The sequence below is a fragment of the Pseudomonas abieticivorans genome, assembly GCF_023509015.1.
In the GTDB taxonomy this organism is placed as follows: Bacteria; Pseudomonadota; Gammaproteobacteria; order Pseudomonadales; family Pseudomonadaceae; genus Aquipseudomonas; species Aquipseudomonas abieticivorans.
The window spans coordinates 1,752,942-1,768,373 of sequence record NZ_CP094975.1; the positions used below are offsets into that span (position 1 = coordinate 1,752,942).

Genomic DNA, 15,432 nt, shown 5'->3' on the forward strand with positions numbered 1-15,432 from the left:
CTCCTTAAGCCGACTCGCGTTCCCAGACATAAAGGGTGGCCGGTGCCGGCTCCCAGATTTTGGCGTTCTCGATGCCCGGCAGGCTGGACAGCGCCTGGTATTCCGAGGCCATGGCCACGTAGTCATCGGTTTCGGCGAGGATCGCGGGCTTACAGGCAATCGGGTCGCGGATCACTGCAAAGCCGTTGCGGGTGCCGATGGCGAAGGTGAAAAAGCCATCGAGGTTTTCCAGGGAATTGTCCAAGGCCTGTTTCAACGAGTCGCCCTGCTGCAGGCGCCAGGTCAGGTAACCGGCGGCCACTTCAGTGTCGTTGTCGGTTTCAAACTTGATGCCTTCGCGCTTGAGTTCCTGGCGCAGGCGGTAATGGTTGGACAGCGAGCCGTTGTGCACCAGGCACAGGTCGGCGCCGGTGGAGAACGGGTGGCTGCCTTCCATGGTGACCGCGCTTTCGGTTGCCATGCGGGTGTGGCCGATGATGTGGCTGCCCTTCATGCCGGCCAGCCCGAAACGTTCGGAGATCTCACGCGGCAAGCCCATGCCCTTGAGGATCTCGATGCTTTGGCCGGCGCTCATGATGCGGATGCTGGGGGCCAACTGCGCCAGGGCATCGCGCACCGGTGCTTCGCCAGCGTTGATTTTCAACACCGCGGCGGTGGCGTTCTGGAACCAGTCCAGCGAGCAGCCCAGGCGGCCTTCCAGCGCGCCCATCAGGGTTTGCCAGTCAAAACCTTCGGTGGTGCTTTGCAGGGTCAACTTGACCCAGCCATCGGCCACTTCGTCACCGTAGATGGCAAAGCCCGCGCTGTCGGGGCCACGGTCGGTCATGGCTTCGAGCATCGGTTCAAACAGTTTGCCGAGCTGGGATTCCAGCTGCGGATTTTTCAGGTACAGGCCCACGATTCCACACATAACAAGTCTCCTTCGCTGCCAGGCACAGGCGCCCGCAGCGGCGTGTTGAAGAGGTCGATCAGAAAAATTCGGTGTAGCGCTGGATCTCCCAGTCGGAGACGTGGCGGCTGTATTCCACCCACTCCATGCGCTTGAGCTTGATGAACTCGCCGACGATTTCCTTGCCCAGCACTTCGCTGAACAGCGGGTCGGCTTCCAGCGCGTCGCACGCTTCCTTGAGCGATTGCGGCAGGGTCTTGATGCCCCGCGCAGCGATTTCTTCAAGACTCAGCTTGTAGAGGTTTTCGTTGCACACCTGGTCGGGCATCAGTTGGCGGTCGATCCCGTCCAGGCCGGCGGCGATGATCGCGGCGCTGACCAGGTAGGGGTTGCAACCGGCATCCGGCAGGCGGAACTCCAGGCGGCCATAAGGCACGCGCACCATCGCCGAGCGATTGTTGGAGCCAAAGGCAATAAAGGCTGGGGCCCAAGTGGCACCCGACAACGAGTTGCCAACGACCAAGCGCTTGTAGGAGTTGACCGTAGGCGCTGCAAACGCACACAACGCCGGGCCGTGGGCCAGCAAACCTGCGGCAAAGTGGTAAGCCAGTTTGGACAGGCCCATGCCGCTCGGGTCGCTGGCGTCATGGAACAGGTTTTTGTTCTCGGCGCTGGCGATCGACAGGTGGAAGTGCATGCCGTTGCCGGCGCGCTTGGGGTCGGGCTTGGGCATGAACGAGCAGATCATGCCCAGGTCGTTGGCGATTTCGCCGGCGGCCATGCGGAAGAAGGTGAAGCGGTCGGCCGAGGTCAGCGCGTCGCTGTACGTGTAGTTGATCTCGAACTGGCCGTTGGCGTCTTCGTGGTCGATCTGGTAGATCTCGAAGTCGACCTTTTGCAGGGCTTCGGTCAGGCGCTCCAGAAATTCGCGGGAGCGCGACAGGCCTTTATAGTCGTAGCAAGGTTTGTCCAGGTTGTCGCTGGCGTCCACCAGTTGCAGCTTGCCGCCAGCGTCGCGGCGCATCAGGTTGAACTCCGGCTCCAGGCCCGTATTCAGGGTCCAGCCTTTGTCAGCCAAACGTTGGACCTGTTGTTGCAGTACATAACGGCTGTCGTACGGGTGCGGCTTGCCATCCACATGGCCCACGCACACCACGCGGCCATAACCTGGCTGCCAAGGCACTGGGGTCAGGGTCGACAAATCGCCGCGCGCCATGAAGTCTGGCCCGTGGGGCTCCATGCCCATGCCGCAAATGGCGAAGCCGGCGAAACCCGCGCCTTCCTCGGCCACGGTCTTAAGGCCACACACCGGCACCGATTTGGTTTTTGCGGCACCGTGGATATCGACGAACTGCGCCAGCACGTACTTGATCCCGTGCTGTTCGATAATGCGCTGGGTTTCTTCTGGCAACATGTGCTCTTCACTCCTCGCGACTGGCTAGCTGATCAATTATTCCGCTAAAGAAACTTAATTTCTTTTCAGGAATGCAAAGCGCTTGCCAGAATTGCTCGCGAAGGCGATTCATCCATTTAAAGGGGATTTTCCGCTATCTATATGGGAATATAGTTTTCACTAGGGGAATATGACCAAACGCCGTGCGGCGCAGGCTCCTCAATTTGCACATTCCTGGTGCGAAACTATTATTAATGAACAGAAACCGTGCAGGTCTTTATGAATATGCCCATCGACCCCCAACCGCGCCTCAAGCTTGAGCAATACCTGGGAATGCAGATCAAGCGCCAGCGCCAGGCACAAGAGTTGAAGCTGGCGGACGTGGCCCGCATCGCGGGTATCAGCCAAGGCATGCTGAGCAAAATCGAAAACGCCCAAGTGTCTACCAGCCTGGACACCCTGAGCCGCTTGTGCGACGTGTTGGGCATGCCCATGTCCAAGCTGTTCAGCCAGTACGACCAGCAAGGCGGCAGCGCGCTGCTGGTCAAGCACGACGAGGGCCTGGAGGTGGTACGCCGCGGCACCGAGAAAGGCCACACCTACCACCTGCTGAACCACACCCGTGGGCCGAAGAAGAGCTTCGAGGCATACATGGTGAGCATGGATGACGCCAGTGAAGAGTTTCCGACCTTCTCCCATCCCGGTACCGAGTTCCTGCATTTGCTGGAAGGCGAGCTGATTTACCGCCATGGCAACCAGCTGTATCGCTTGGAAGCCGGTGACAGCCTGACCTTCGACGGCGACGTGCCCCACGGGCCGGAGCAGTTGGTGCAAGTGCCGATCCGCTTGTTGTCGATCATGAATTACGGCAGTAACCCGGAGTAAGGCTTAAGACCGCGTTGGCCTTTTCGCGGATAAATCCGCTCCTACTCGGGGCGGATTTACCGGGCAAAAAAATTCCTGTCAGTTAAAAAAGTTTCAATCCCCTCTAGACGCCCCTCGCGCTTTCCCCTATAAAACCACCCAAAGGAATATTTTATTCTTCTCAGGCAATTTATCTTGCCGATGACCTTTTTCGCCTATGCGATGAGCTGCCGCCATCCCCCCGAGGACTAGCCATGCAACACGAAAAGATGCACTTCATTCTAAAAATCAGCTGCCCGGCGACTTCCGGCATTGTCGCAGCCGTTACCTCGTACCTCGCGGAAAACGGCTGCTACATCGGCGAAATGGCGCAGTTCGATGATGAATTCAGTGGCACGTTTTTCATGCGCGCGGTGTTCCGTTTCAACGACGGGCACCTGGGCGATATCGCGCAGCTCAAGCAAGGTTTCAACGACGTAGCCGGCGCTTTCGGCATGGACTGGGAACTGCATGACACCCGCGAGCCGATGCGCGTGCTGCTGATGGTGAGCAAATTCGACCACTGCCTCACCGACCTGTTGTACCGCCATCAAAAAGGCGAGATGGACATGACCATTACCGCCATCGTCAGCAACCACCTGGAGCTGCGCCCGATGGCCGAGCGCCAGGGCATCCGCTTTATTTACCTGCCGGTAACCAAGGACACCAAGGCCCGCCAGGAAGCCGAGTTGATGAAGGTGGTGGACGAAACCGGCACCGACCTGGTGGTGCTGGCCCGCTACATGCAAATTCTTTCCGATGACCTGTGCAAGCAGCTCTCGGGCCGCGCCATCAACATCCACCACTCGTTCTTGCCAGGTTTCAAAGGCGCCAAGCCTTACCACCAGGCTTACCAACGTGGCGTGAAACTGATCGGCGCCACCGCGCACTACGTCACCAGCGACCTGGACGAAGGCCCGATCATCGAGCAGGAAGTACAGCGCGTAGACCACGCCTACCTGCCCGATGACCTGGTTGCCATCGGCCGCGATACCGAAACCGTGGCGTTGTCCAAGGCGGTGAAATACCACCTGGAACACCGCGTCTTCCTTAACCAGGACCGTACGGTGATCTTCCGGTGAACAGTCTCAAGTTGATCGACGGCAAGGCCGCTTCCGCCCGCGTGCTGCAACAGGTGCGCGTCGACGTGGCAGCCTTGGTGCTGCAAGGCATTCAACCCGTCTTGGCGGTGATCCTGGTAGGCGAAGACCCCGCCAGCCAGGTGTACGTGCGCAACAAGATCCTGCGCGCTGAAGAGGCCGGCATCCATTCGCTGGAATACCGCCTGCCCGCCGATGCCGGCCAAGCCGAAGTGTTGGATTTGATCGCACGGCTTAATGCCGATGCCAGCGTCAACGGCATCCTGCTGCAACTGCCGCTGCCGGCGCATATCGAAGAAACCCGCGCCTTGCAGGCCATCGCGCCGGGCAAGGACGTCGACGGCTTTCACAGTGAAAACGTCGGCGGCCTGAGCCAGGGCCGACGCGTGCTCACGCCCTGCACCCCGAGCGGCTGCATGCAGTTGCTGACCGATACCCTGGGCGATTTGACCGGCAAGCACGCGGTGGTCATCGGCCGCTCCAACATTGTCGGCAAACCCATGGCCGCCCTGTTGTTGCAGGCGCATTGCTCGGTCACCGTGGTGCATTCGCGCAGCAGCAACGCCCAGGAGCTGTGCCGCCAGGCCGACATCGTGGTGGCTGCCGTCGGCCGCCCGCGCATGATCGATGCCAGCTGGTTAAAGGAAGGCTGCGTGGTGATCGACGTCGGCATCAACCGCATCGAAGAGAACGGCCGCAGCCGCCTGGTCGGTGACGTGGACTTTGACAGCGCCCTGCCGATAGTCAGCGCCATCACCCCGGTACCCGGTGGTGTAGGCCCGATGACCATCGCCTTCTTGATGAAAAACACCGTGACCGCTGCCGTGCAGCAGGCCCAAGCCCAACGCAGCCTATCGGAGGCCCCATGCCTTTCAACTTACTGAAGTACGGGCTGAGCTCGGAATACCCGGTGGAGGTCGACCTGCCGCCGCCCAAGGAACTCAAGTCTTCCTACGACGTGGTGATCATCGGCGCGGGCGGCCACGGCCTGGCCACGGCCTATTACCTGTCCAAGTACCATGGCATCACCAATATCGCCGTGCTGGAAAAGGCCTACCTGGGCGGCGGCAACACCGCACGCAATACGGCAGTCATCCGCTCCAACTACCTCACCAGCGAGGGCGTGAAGTTCTACGCCGAATCGGTGCGGATGTTCGAGGGGCTGTCCAACGAATTCGATTTCAACATCATGTACTCCCAGCGCGGCCAACTGACCCTGGCGCACACTGACGCCACGGTGCGCTCGTTCCGCCAACGCGCCGAGGTGAACAAACACTTTGGCGGGCGTACCGAGATGATCGACCGCCAGCAGATCCGCGAACTGGTGCCCACCCTCAACCTGGACCCCGGCCACCTGCCGGTGATCGCCGGCCTGTGGCACATGGACGGCGCCACTGCCCGCCACGACGCCGTGGCCTGGGGCTACGCCAAGCAGGCGGCCAAGCGCGGCGTAGAGATCCACCAGCTCACCGAAGTGCAAGAGCTGGTGATCGAGAACGGCACCATCACCGCAGTTAAAACCAACCGTGGCACCATCAAGTGCGGTTGCGCGGTGCAGGCGATTGCCGGGCACAGCTCGTTGATGATGGCCAAGGCCGGCATCCGCTCGCCGATCCAGACCTTCCCGCTGCAGGCCATGGTGACGCAGCCATTCAAGCCGTTCCTCGATCCGTTGGTCAGCTCCTCGGCGCTGCACTGCTACGTGCAGCAAACCAGCCGCGGCGAAGTGGTGTTTGGGGGTGGCTCCGACCCGTACCCGCTGTACAACTCACGCTCCACGCTCGACTTGAAAGAAAGCTTGCTGGCCCACGCCATCGAGATGTTCCCGTTTTTGGCCAACGCCAAGCTGATGCGCCAGTGGGCCGGCATCACCGACATGACCCCGGACTACAGCCCGATCATGGGCCTGTCGCCGGTCAAGAATTACTACTTGGATGCTGGCTGGGGCACTTGGGGCTTCAAGGCCACGCCCATCTGCGGCAAAACCATGGCGCAGCTGGTGGCCAGCGGCGGCAAGGTGCCAGACCTGATCAAGCCGTTTGGCCTTGAGCGTTTTTCCACCTTCAAGCAAGTCAACGAGATGGGCGCCACCGCGGCCAGCCACTGAGGATCGGACGATGAAAATTCTGAATTGCCCGCTCAACGGGCCGCGCAACATCAGCGAGTTCACCTACGGCGGCGAGTTCAAGCACATGCCAGACCCGGCCACCTGCAGCGACGCCCAGTGGGCCGACTACGTGTTCAACAGCGAGAACATCGCCGGCATCGTGCGCGAGTGGTGGATGCACAACCCGTCCAGCTACTGGTTTTTGGCCGAGCGCCACACCGTCACCGACGAGATCATCCGCACCTTTGACCCCAAAGAAGTGTTTACCGCCCGCGTTGAATTCCAAGCACCGGCCAAGGAGATCGCCCGATGAGCCGCCTACCCGCCCCCATGGGCCTGCTGATTGATCGCAATCAGCCGCTCACGTTCAGTTTCGACGGTGCGCCGTACCAGGGTTTTGAGGGCGATAGCATCGCCAGTGCCCTGCTCGCCAATGGCCGTTTCCTGATTTCCCGCTCGTTCAAGTACCACCGCCCGCGCGGGCCGCTGACCATGGCTGGGCAAGATGCCAACAGCCTGGTGCAACTGCCCCATGAGCCCAACGTGCTGGCCGACGCCTACCCGCTTGAGGCCGGCCTTGCCGCCACCGGGCAAAATTTCAACGGCTCGCTGGACAACGACAAGGACGCCTACCTGGGCAAGTTCTCCAAGTTCATGCCAGTGGGCTTCTACTACCGCTCCTTCTATAAGCCCAAGGGCATGTGGAAGGTGTGGGAGCCGATCATTCGCAAAAAGGCCGGCCTGGGCGTACTGGACCTTGAATTCCAGCCCGAGTACTACGACAAAGCCTACCTGTTCACCGACCTTGCGGTGATCGGCGCAGGCCCCGCGGGCCTGCAAGCCGCGCTGACCGCCGCCAACACTGGCGCCAAGGTGCTGCTGATCGAACAGCAGCCGCTGCTCGGAGGTTCGCTGACCTATGCGCGCTTCGACATCGAAGGCGTGCGTGCCGAAACCCTGCGCCGCGAACTGGTCAGTGCCGTTGAAGGCCACGCCAATATCCAGGTACTGAAAAACGCCACCTGCAACGCCTGGTTTACCGACAACTACCTGCCGGTGATCCAGGGCAAGCGCCTGTATAAAGTGCGCGCCACCCAGTGCCTGATCACCAGCGGCTCGTTCGACCAGCCGGTGATTTTCCGCAACAACGACCTGCCCGGCGTCATGCTGACCAGCGCTGCGCAACGGCTGATGAAACTGTACGCGGTGAAACCCGGCAAGCAGGCCGTGGTGCTGACCGGCAACGATGACGGCTACCTGGCCGCGCTCGACTTGCATGATCAAGGTGTGAAGGTTGCGGCAGTAGTGGACCTGCGCGGTGGCCCGGCGGATCGCGCCCTGTTACGCGCCCTGGAACACCGTTCGATCACCCTGCACGTCGACACCACGGTTTATGAAGCACTGCATGAAAAAGGCATGCGCCACGTCACTGGCGTGGAGCTGCGCAAGATCACCGGGCAAGGCCAGGTGGCCAACAGCGGCCTGACCCTGAGCTGCGATTTGCTGTGCATGTCCGGCGGCTACATGCCGGTGTATCAGTTGCTGTGCCAGGCCGGCGGCAAGCTGGCCTATGACGACCAAAGCGCCGAATTCACTTTGAGCGGGCTGCCGAAGAACTTGCTGGTGGCCGGCTCCGCCAATGGCCGCCACGCGCTGGACAACGTGCTGGCCGACGCCACCAACGCCATCGCCACGGCCCTGCCGGGCATCGCACGGGCAGAGTACAAGAACGAAGCGCGGGTCAACCACCCGTGGCCAATTTTCCCGCACCCCAAGGGCAAGGACTTCGTCGACTTTGACGAAGACCTGCAAGTGCGCGACATCGTCAACGCCACCAAAATCGGCTACCGCGACGTGCAATTGGTCAAACGTTACTCCACCGTGGGCATGGGCCCGTCCCAAGGGCGTCACTCGGCACTGCCAACGGCGCGCCTGGTGGCCCAGTCGACCCAACGCAACATCAGCGAAACCGGCGTGACCACTGCGCGCCCGCCGTTCGTGGCGGAAAAACTCGCCCACGTCGCCGGCCGTGCGTTCGACCCCTACCGGCAAACACCTATGCACCGTCGCCACCTGGACGCCGGCGCCAAGATGATGCCCGCCGGCATCTGGCAGCGCCCCGCCTACTACGGCAACGCCAGCCAACGCGACCAATGCATGCAGGCCGAAGCGCTGCACGTGCGCAACAAGGTCGGCATCATCGACGTATCGACCCTGGGCGGCCTGGACGTGCGCGGCCCGGATGCCGCCGAACTGCTGAACCGCATGTACACCTTCGCCTTCATCAAGCAGCCGATCGGCCGTTCACGCTACGCATTGATGACCAACGAGCACGGCGTGGTGATCGACGACGGCGTGTGTGCACGCTTCAGCGAAAACCACTTTTACGTGACCGCCACCACCAGTGGTGTCGACCGTATCTACCAGCAGATGCTCAAGTGGAACGCCCAGTGGCGCCTGAACGTCGACATCGCCAACGTGACCGCGGCTATCTCGGCGGTGAACGTGGCGGGGCCGGACTCGCGCAAAGTGCTGGAGAAAATCTGCACCGACCTGGACCTGAGCCCAGAAGGTTTCCCGTACCTGGGCGTGCGCACCGGCACCGTGGCCGGGATCAAGGCACGCCTGCTGCGGGTAGGATTCGTCGGTGAGCTGGGCTACGAGATCCACGTGCCGGCGCGCCATGCGGTCAAGCTGTGGGATGCGCTGATGGAAGCCGGCAAGGACCTGGACATTCGCCCCTTCGGCGTTGAAACCCAGCGCCTGCTGCGCCTGGAAAAAGGCCACGTGATCATCAGCCAGGACACCGATGGCATGACCCACCCGGCCGAGATCGACATGGGCTGGGCGGTAAGCCGCAACAAACCGTTCTTCGTGGGCCGGCGCTCGGTAGACATCCTGGAGGCACAACCCATGACCCGCAAGCTGGTGGGCTTCACCTTGCCCAAGGGCAGCGTGCAGCCGTTGGAAGGCCACTTGGTGCTGCAAGGCCCGGATATCAGCGGCAACGTGACCTCGTGCGAATACTCGCACCACCTGGGCAAGGTGATTGGCCTGGCCTACGCCGCCTACGACCAAAGCGAACCCGGGCAACAGATCCCGATCCGCGTGGAAGGCGGCATCGTGCTGCAGGCCACCGTGGTGAAGCTGCCCTTTTTCGACCCCGACAACCTGCGCCAGGAGCTCTGAGCCATGTCCAGTCTGCAATCCGAACACTACATCGGCCTGAGCCCGCTGCAGCCGTGTGCCCTGGCCGACCTGACCGACCTCGCCCGGGTCGGTTTCCGCGGCACCGATGCCGCCCAATACCTGACCGGCCGCGGCTTCAGCCTGCCCCAGGCGCCTAACCGCGCCGTGACCCAGGCCGACGGCAGCCACATCGCCCGCCTGTCGCAAACCGAGTATTTTTTGCTCGGCAGCCCAGCTGACCAAGGCGAGCGCATTGCCGACGAAGAAGCCCGCTGGGAACTGGACCACCACGCCAACTACCTGCTGCCCCGTCAGGACAGCCACGCCTGGCTGCAACTGAGCGGCGCCGCAGTGCCACAGGTGATGGCCAAGCTGTGCGGCGTAGACCTTCGGCCCGAGGTGTTCGGGTCAGGGGCGGTGGCGCAAACGTCGGCGGCGCGGATCAACGTGATCGTGGTGAACGTGGGGGGCGCGTTTCAGATTCTGTTCGACCGGGCTTCCCACGCCTACTTCGTCGCCGCCGTGCAGGACGCGATGCTGGAGTTCGCGGCCTGACGCTTTGGCCCTTGGCGCAGCGACCACTGATGACGGCGACCTTGTTCGCCGCCATCGGTGGGTAGTTGCTAACGGGCGGGTTGGAACATTTTCAGCGCAGCCTTCGCCACGATTTTGGTGCGCACGATCTTGGTGTTATCGCCCCGAAGCTTGCGAATGGCTTCGGCAGTCCTGCCCTCTTTACGCTCCTTGACGGTTTTCAAGTGCGCGGCGGTTGAGTCTGCAAACGGAGCCTGGGCGCTGGCATAGTGAAAATGAGCCCACCACAGTTCGTCTCCGCTGGCTTTCTCCTTGATACAGTACTCAACGATAACGTCGTCCTTTGCCAGTTTGAGCAACCCGGGTTCGCGCTCGATGCTTACCTCGCCCTGATCGAATAAATATTCCAGATTTGAAAGGTCCGGTAACAACCGCTTGCATTGTGCTATCCGCAGCCGACGCCCGGTATCACGCAGGCTTTTGCTGCCGGCATCCAACTGGCCAATGTGCTCATCGGGCGTTGCCGTGGTGCTGGCTGCCGCCAACGCGCGCAGGTCAGCTGCAGTCGCTTCAAGTGCCTCGGCCATTTTGACGAGATCGTCTTCGATCTCGCCAGGGCGTGTTTTGCTGCCAACGCGGCGCTCGCCGACCGCTTGCTCGGCCGTGGCTTTCCTCATTTGCGCCCTGGCTTTTCTATGCAATGCATCAAGGCCAAGGGTAGGCGCAGGCAGCACGATCTGTTCGCGAACCCAGTCGCCCTGGCTGTTGCGAGTGAAGGGCAACAACTGTTCGGCGCTGGTTGAACTTGCGGGTAAGCGGACCTGCACGCGTTCCGGCTCGCCTGCGGCGCTGGGCAATGGCTCGGCGATGTAGGCTTGCCGGTCGCGCGTGCGAATGACCCGTCGGCGTGCCGGTGACGGGGCCGCTGGGGCCTGGATAGCAGGCAGGAAATCGTAGTCGATGGCGTCAGCGCCCTCCCTGCGATAGGTCTCGGGATTGATCTCGTCATTGAACCCTCTGCGGGCTTGACCCCGTAGACGTTCGAGTGTGAGGTCCAACTTGTCCAGGTGCTGGATGTTTTCGCTCTCACTGAAGTCATGGCGCATGTCCGCAGCTTTGGCTTGAAGCGACTCGACACTTTCCAGGTGGTACTCAAGGAAAATCCCTTTGAAGTCCGTCGGCATCGTCTCCAGTTGATGCTCGAATTTGAGGGCAAGGCTGATGCCTTGGGACAAGCCTTCGATATCGAGCACGGGGCTGTCTTCGCCGCGCGTGTTCTCGCTGCTGATCTGCAACAGCACGCAGCGCAGATTCATCTCAGACAAGAGCAACTCCACGGGTTTGTATTTTAGCTCGGCTTGAGTGAGCTCGATGTCCGCCAGAAGGTCTGGATCGTGGCCGAATTTCTCGAGCCGTTGGTTTACGACTTCATGTGCCTTGACCAAAATGGGGTAGGTGTTCAACACATTCTCGAGGTAGTGCGGCGCGCGCTCTTTGAAACCTGGCAAGTCGCTGACCCAGCTTGGCAGGCTCTGGCCATTGGTTTTGCGTTGCAGGGTGGTTTTATGCAGCTCGATGAGGTTGCGATAGCACTCCGAGATACTTTTCAAGGTAATGGCGGTTTTTTCGGTGTAGGAGTTGTCACTGATAACACGCGCCCGCCAGGTCCTCTGTACGTCCGCGATGTATTGAGTGTCGCGGGTGATTTTTTCGTACACCAACGTTTCAAGCTTCTTGCGAGCCAAGTCAGAAACAATTTCATTGGGGTTGTTCACCAGCAAATTGATGCGCGTAAGGTTCCTGGAAAACTCTGCGGCAGCATCCAGGTAGCCCTGATGAATCTGCGTGAACTGTTCGATCTTGGTGGCCTTGGGAAGGTATTTTTCGTAAGCCGACATGCGCCCACGGCCACTGCCGCCCATGCCGCCGGTACGGGTTTGCATCCACAAGCGCTGGGGGCGGCTGACCACCGCGATGCTGATACCTGCGGGGTCAGCCGGCTTGACGATACGCCAGACCAGGTTGGGTTGGCCCTTGTCCTCGACAATTTGATAACTGCTGCCATCGATCAACAGGTAATGCTTGCCGCCCTGCCAGTGGATGCCTCGCGCATCGGCACTCGTCAGGCTCAGGTCGACACCGGCAGCAAAGCCGTGAAGGGTTTCGGCGGCCAGTGGCGTGTCGCGCGGCGGTGTCAACATGTCGAACAGCTCTTCGTTGAAATACTCGGCTCGCTCGCTGATGTAATGGGCCAGCCGGCCGTGGTCATGCTCGCTGAAGCCCAGTTGTTTGCGCTGCTCGGCGCTCAGGCTCAGCAAGCAGGCGTCGAGCAATGAGTTGGGATGGCTTGAAGACAGCAGGTCCTGGCTGCGCCCGGTGGTAGCAGCGTAGCGGTGGCCGACTTTGACAATATCGATGAAAGCACTGGCGTCGTCAGGCCCGTAACTGTCCAGCACATAGTCATCACGGGTGTACTTGCCCGTGCTGTCGAGCGAGCTTGCATACACGCGCAATGCGGTATTTGCCGGCCATTTCGCGTGCAAGGTCAGCAACGTGCCAAACAGCGCCTCACCGTCATCGTTGATGCCACGCCCATTGGGGGCGGCCAGGCTCGACAAGGCGGCGTTCAACCGGCTTTGCTCGCTGGCCACGCGCAAACGCCCGGCAACGCGGGTGGGCAGTGGCGTGCCCCGGGCCCAAGCCTGGGTTTGCTGCGCGGTATTGTCGTTGCCCAAGGCGTGCTTGAGCGCCGCTTGGCTGAGTTCCGGGAACAGGCTGCGCAGGCTGTCGAGGGATGGCGCATGGTCCTGCTCACTGCTGGTACGGCCGGCGGCGCTGTAGGCATGGGCAGGGTGGCGGGTGGGCAGGTACATTTGCAGGCTGTCGACCACTAACGCCTGGAAGACCAGGTTCTGGTCGCGGCGCAAGCGGCTGAGCAACTGGCGCTTGAGTTCGCTGACGCGGTGGGCGCTGTGCCGGTCCAGGGTAATGTCGCCAATTTTGCCCAGCTCGCTGCCGGGTACCCGCGTTTCGTATGCCCGCAGCGTGGCCTCGATCAGTGAATAACCCGCGCCCCCTTCGCGGGTTTGATAGAGGCCCGCTGGGGTGCGCGTCAGCACGATCGTGGAAGTGGACGTGGCAGCGCCAGGCTGGTCATACCACAACCGCTGCGTGCCCCCCGGGCTTTGCACTTCGATGGCATGGCCGGTCTGTTGCGCCAAGGCAGGCAGCAACATCCGCTCAGCCAACTCGGAGGCCGGCAACGCATCATCGACACCGGCGCCAAGCACCTTATCGATCTGCTGCCGGCAGTGCGCTGCCCTTAACGCGTCTTTTAACGCCCATGGGGTGTGCTTGCGCCCGTGCCAGGTGTCTTTGAGGTGGTTGCCATTCACGCCCGACAGTTGCAACGCCTGCTTGATCGCAGCCGCGCTGAACGCAGGAAAACCGGGGTGCAGCATGCGCTCAAACCAGGTGCGCGAGCGTACGGCACCAGTATCCAGGTTGTCTGGCCGGGAGGCTTTTTCACTGGGGTCGTATGTCAGTTCATGCGCCTGGGCAGGGTCTTGCTGGAAGGTCGCCCCGCGTCGACGCGGCTCGCCCAGGTCCTTGACCAGCGTGCGCGCACGCTTGGCCGATAGTTTACCGGCAACCTTCTGCAGCCTGGCCGTGACGATCAGGTCGGTGAGGTCTACCAGGGCCTGGGCCAGTGCGGTGTCGTCACGGTCTATCAGTGCCTTGGCCGCCTGGTACATCTGGTAGCCCTGAAGGCCCAGGGTGGCGGCCAGCATGACCCGGTTAAGGCCTGTCACCCCGCCTGGCACGGGCAAGGTCAGCATGGCCAGGATTTCCTCCAGGGCATAGCTCAGGGCGCCCTTGACCTGGTCCCAATCCTGCTCGGCGACGGTCTTGGTTGGGCTCGATCAGCCGCGCGCGCACCAGCGCGATCTTGTGGGCGAACAAGGCGTCCTGCAACGAGCCGTCGACGTTGTCGGCTTTCTTCAGCATCAGGCCTTTGCCGTCGGCATCGGTGTGGCTCAGCACACGATAGATACCCAGTGTGGCGTCGCGCAAATTATTGGCCACCCAGTTGAGCCCGCTGTCCTCTACGTTGAAATGCCTGGCAATGCTTTCCCGATCGCCGTCGGCCAATGCGCTGAGCAGCCACGCCGGCGCGGCGTGGGTGGAGTCGTGCTTAACCTGCTCGATCCATGAGTCCAGGGCTGCATGCACCGTGCCGTGGCGGCGCAAGGCACCGCCGGGCCTATTGGGGAAATAGCTGAACACGGCGGCAGGGACGCCGCCGCTGGTTTGCCAGAGGTACAGCGGCAGGGGGGCGGAGTAAAAGTCGTAGGTCAGTGTGTAGCGGGCCCATTGGCCAGTGGTGACAGCTTGCAGCAGTTGTTCATGGGTCTGGCTGGCGTGCTCGGTGCTACTGCGCAAGCTTTCCAGAGTTTCCAGTTCCAGGTTGCTGCGCTGTTGCTCGCGGATGCACTGGCCCAGCGCGCCAGACAAGGCGTTCTCCAGGGTACTGCGCATATAGCTGCCCAGGTCTGCGCTGCGTGCGACCTGGGCGAACTGCTCCAGGGTTATGAGCGAGTCTGGCAACCGGCCGCTGCGGTCGGTATTGATGCTGCTGGCCCTGGCAATCGCCTGGCCGCTGCCGGTGCCGTGGGCAACGTTGAAGGCAAAACTCGTCAGCGCCGCCTGCCACAGCGAGACGGTCTGGGTACGGTCAGGGCTGTCCTTGATGCTGTGAACCGTATTCGGGTCGGTGCGGTAGCGGGTATGCAGATAGGTGGTATCGACGTCCAGGTCCTGCCCGGTTTTGTGCTTCAGTGCGTTGCGCAAGGTGGCCTTGGCGCTGGCTTGGAAGTCCGCCAACCAGCCATTGAGCGCGTTATCGGCCTTCTGGCGCAGTATCAATTCTTCCTGGCTGACCTTCAGGTAGCGCTTCTGGGCGTCCAGGGGCAACGAGCCCATGAAGGTCTTGAACTGTTGTTCGATGGTTTCCAGGACTTTGAGGTCGGCCCAGGCCTGGCTGTCCAGCAAAGGGCTATCGAAGTCGGGTAGGGCTAAGTGGGAATCGCTCATAGATGCTCCAAGATGCGGCGCCTAGCGCACGCGCAGGGGGGAGCGAGTATTGGGCCAGCCTGGCAAGGCCCGGGGGCGGTAGTTAGTTACCCGCTGGCGAACAAGCGGCGCGAATGCTTGTGCGGCAATTACCCCCTACAGAATTCGCGTGCGCCGCCGATATTCAGGGTTCAACAAGAACACCTGCTGGCCATAACCCCAAAAAAAGAACTCCAGCGAACAC

General features: G+C 61.5%; 11 protein-coding genes. 7 read left to right on the plus strand and 4 right to left on the minus strand.

All coding sequences use genetic code 11. The features are described from left to right. Positions 1 to 4: 4 nt before the first annotated feature. A complete protein-coding gene (locus L9B60_RS07965) occupies positions 5 to 910 on the minus strand; it encodes a class II glutamine amidotransferase (protein ID WP_249677869.1) in 906 nt (301 codons plus the stop codon). A 58-nt stretch (positions 911 to 968) separates the two neighbouring features. Then, a complete protein-coding gene (gene glnT / locus L9B60_RS07970; RefSeq protein ID WP_249677871.1) occupies positions 969 to 2,303 on the minus strand; it encodes a type III glutamate--ammonia ligase in 1,335 nt (444 codons plus the stop codon). 258 nt (positions 2,304 to 2,561) lie between these two features. Between glnT and L9B60_RS07975 the strand changes: the two genes are divergently transcribed. From L9B60_RS07975 to L9B60_RS08005, 7 genes are all read left to right on the plus strand, one after another. Continuing rightward, entirely contained in the window at positions 2,562 to 3,167 is a 606-nt protein-coding gene (locus tag L9B60_RS07975; RefSeq protein ID WP_249677873.1) for a helix-turn-helix domain-containing protein, read from the plus strand. Positions 3,168 to 3,400: 233 nt separating this feature from the next. Continuing rightward, positions 3,401 to 4,267, plus strand: coding sequence for a formyltetrahydrofolate deformylase (gene purU / locus L9B60_RS07980; RefSeq protein WP_249677875.1), 867 nt, complete (start codon positions 3,401 to 3,403; stop codon positions 4,265 to 4,267). Next, complete coding sequence (folD, locus tag L9B60_RS07985; RefSeq protein WP_249677879.1) at positions 4,264 to 5,169, plus strand: bifunctional methylenetetrahydrofolate dehydrogenase/methenyltetrahydrofolate cyclohydrolase FolD; 906 nt, start codon at positions 4,264 to 4,266, stop codon at positions 5,167 to 5,169. Before purU ends, folD begins: the two co-directional genes overlap by 4 nt. Continuing rightward, a complete protein-coding gene (locus tag L9B60_RS07990) occupies positions 5,151 to 6,392 on the plus strand; it encodes an FAD-dependent oxidoreductase (RefSeq protein WP_249677880.1) in 1,242 nt (413 codons plus the stop codon). Before folD ends, L9B60_RS07990 begins: the two co-directional genes overlap by 19 nt. Positions 6,393 to 6,402: 10 nt before the next feature. Then, the gene (locus L9B60_RS07995; RefSeq protein WP_249677882.1) at positions 6,403 to 6,705 is read left to right on the plus strand and encodes a sarcosine oxidase subunit delta; all 303 of its coding nucleotides are present in this window, start codon (positions 6,403 to 6,405) and stop codon (positions 6,703 to 6,705) included. Beyond that, a complete protein-coding gene (locus L9B60_RS08000) occupies positions 6,702 to 9,581 on the plus strand; it encodes a 2Fe-2S iron-sulfur cluster-binding protein (RefSeq protein ID WP_249677884.1) in 2,880 nt (959 codons plus the stop codon). The genes L9B60_RS07995 and L9B60_RS08000 overlap by 4 nt, the downstream gene beginning before the upstream one ends. Before the next feature lie 3 nt (positions 9,582 to 9,584). Next, a complete protein-coding gene (locus tag L9B60_RS08005) occupies positions 9,585 to 10,136 on the plus strand; it encodes a sarcosine oxidase subunit gamma (RefSeq protein WP_249677886.1) in 552 nt (183 codons plus the stop codon). Positions 10,137 to 10,204: 68 nt separating this feature from the next. On the opposite strand, the gene L9B60_RS08010 is transcribed toward L9B60_RS08005, so the two are convergent. Further along, positions 10,205 to 13,954: a hypothetical protein gene (locus L9B60_RS08010; RefSeq protein ID WP_249677888.1), complete on the minus strand. Its 3,750-nt coding sequence runs from the start codon at positions 13,952 to 13,954 to the stop codon at positions 10,205 to 10,207. Next, positions 13,914 to 15,209: a dermonecrotic toxin domain-containing protein gene (locus L9B60_RS08015; protein ID WP_249677890.1), complete on the minus strand. Its 1,296-nt coding sequence runs from the start codon at positions 15,207 to 15,209 to the stop codon at positions 13,914 to 13,916. The genes L9B60_RS08010 and L9B60_RS08015 overlap by 41 nt, the downstream gene beginning before the upstream one ends. Between the last annotated feature and the right edge of the window lie 223 nt (positions 15,210 to 15,432).

Bases quoted from the DNA above. Each gene is read 5' to 3' on its own strand.
- L9B60_RS08015 (WP_249677890.1), bottom strand. From the start codon at position 15,209: ATGAGCGATTCCCACTTAGCCCTACCCGACTTCGATAGCCCTTTGCTG.
- purU (WP_249677875.1), top strand. From the start codon at position 3,401: ATGCAACACGAAAAGATGCACTTCATTCTAAAAATCAGCTGCCCGGCG.
- L9B60_RS08010 (WP_249677888.1), bottom strand. From the start codon at position 13,954: ATGCTGACCTTGCCCGTGCCAGGCGGGGTGACAGGCCTTAACCGGGTC.
- L9B60_RS07975 (WP_249677873.1), top strand. From the start codon at position 2,562: ATGAATATGCCCATCGACCCCCAACCGCGCCTCAAGCTTGAGCAATAC.
- L9B60_RS07965 (WP_249677869.1), bottom strand. From the start codon at position 910: ATGTGTGGAATCGTGGGCCTGTACCTGAAAAATCCGCAGCTGGAATCC.
- L9B60_RS07995 (WP_249677882.1), top strand. From the start codon at position 6,403: ATGAAAATTCTGAATTGCCCGCTCAACGGGCCGCGCAACATCAGCGAG.
- L9B60_RS08000 (WP_249677884.1), top strand. From the start codon at position 6,702: ATGAGCCGCCTACCCGCCCCCATGGGCCTGCTGATTGATCGCAATCAG.
- glnT (WP_249677871.1), bottom strand. From the start codon at position 2,303: ATGTTGCCAGAAGAAACCCAGCGCATTATCGAACAGCACGGGATCAAG.
- L9B60_RS08005 (WP_249677886.1), top strand. From the start codon at position 9,585: ATGTCCAGTCTGCAATCCGAACACTACATCGGCCTGAGCCCGCTGCAG.
- L9B60_RS07990 (WP_249677880.1), top strand. From the start codon at position 5,151: ATGCCTTTCAACTTACTGAAGTACGGGCTGAGCTCGGAATACCCGGTG.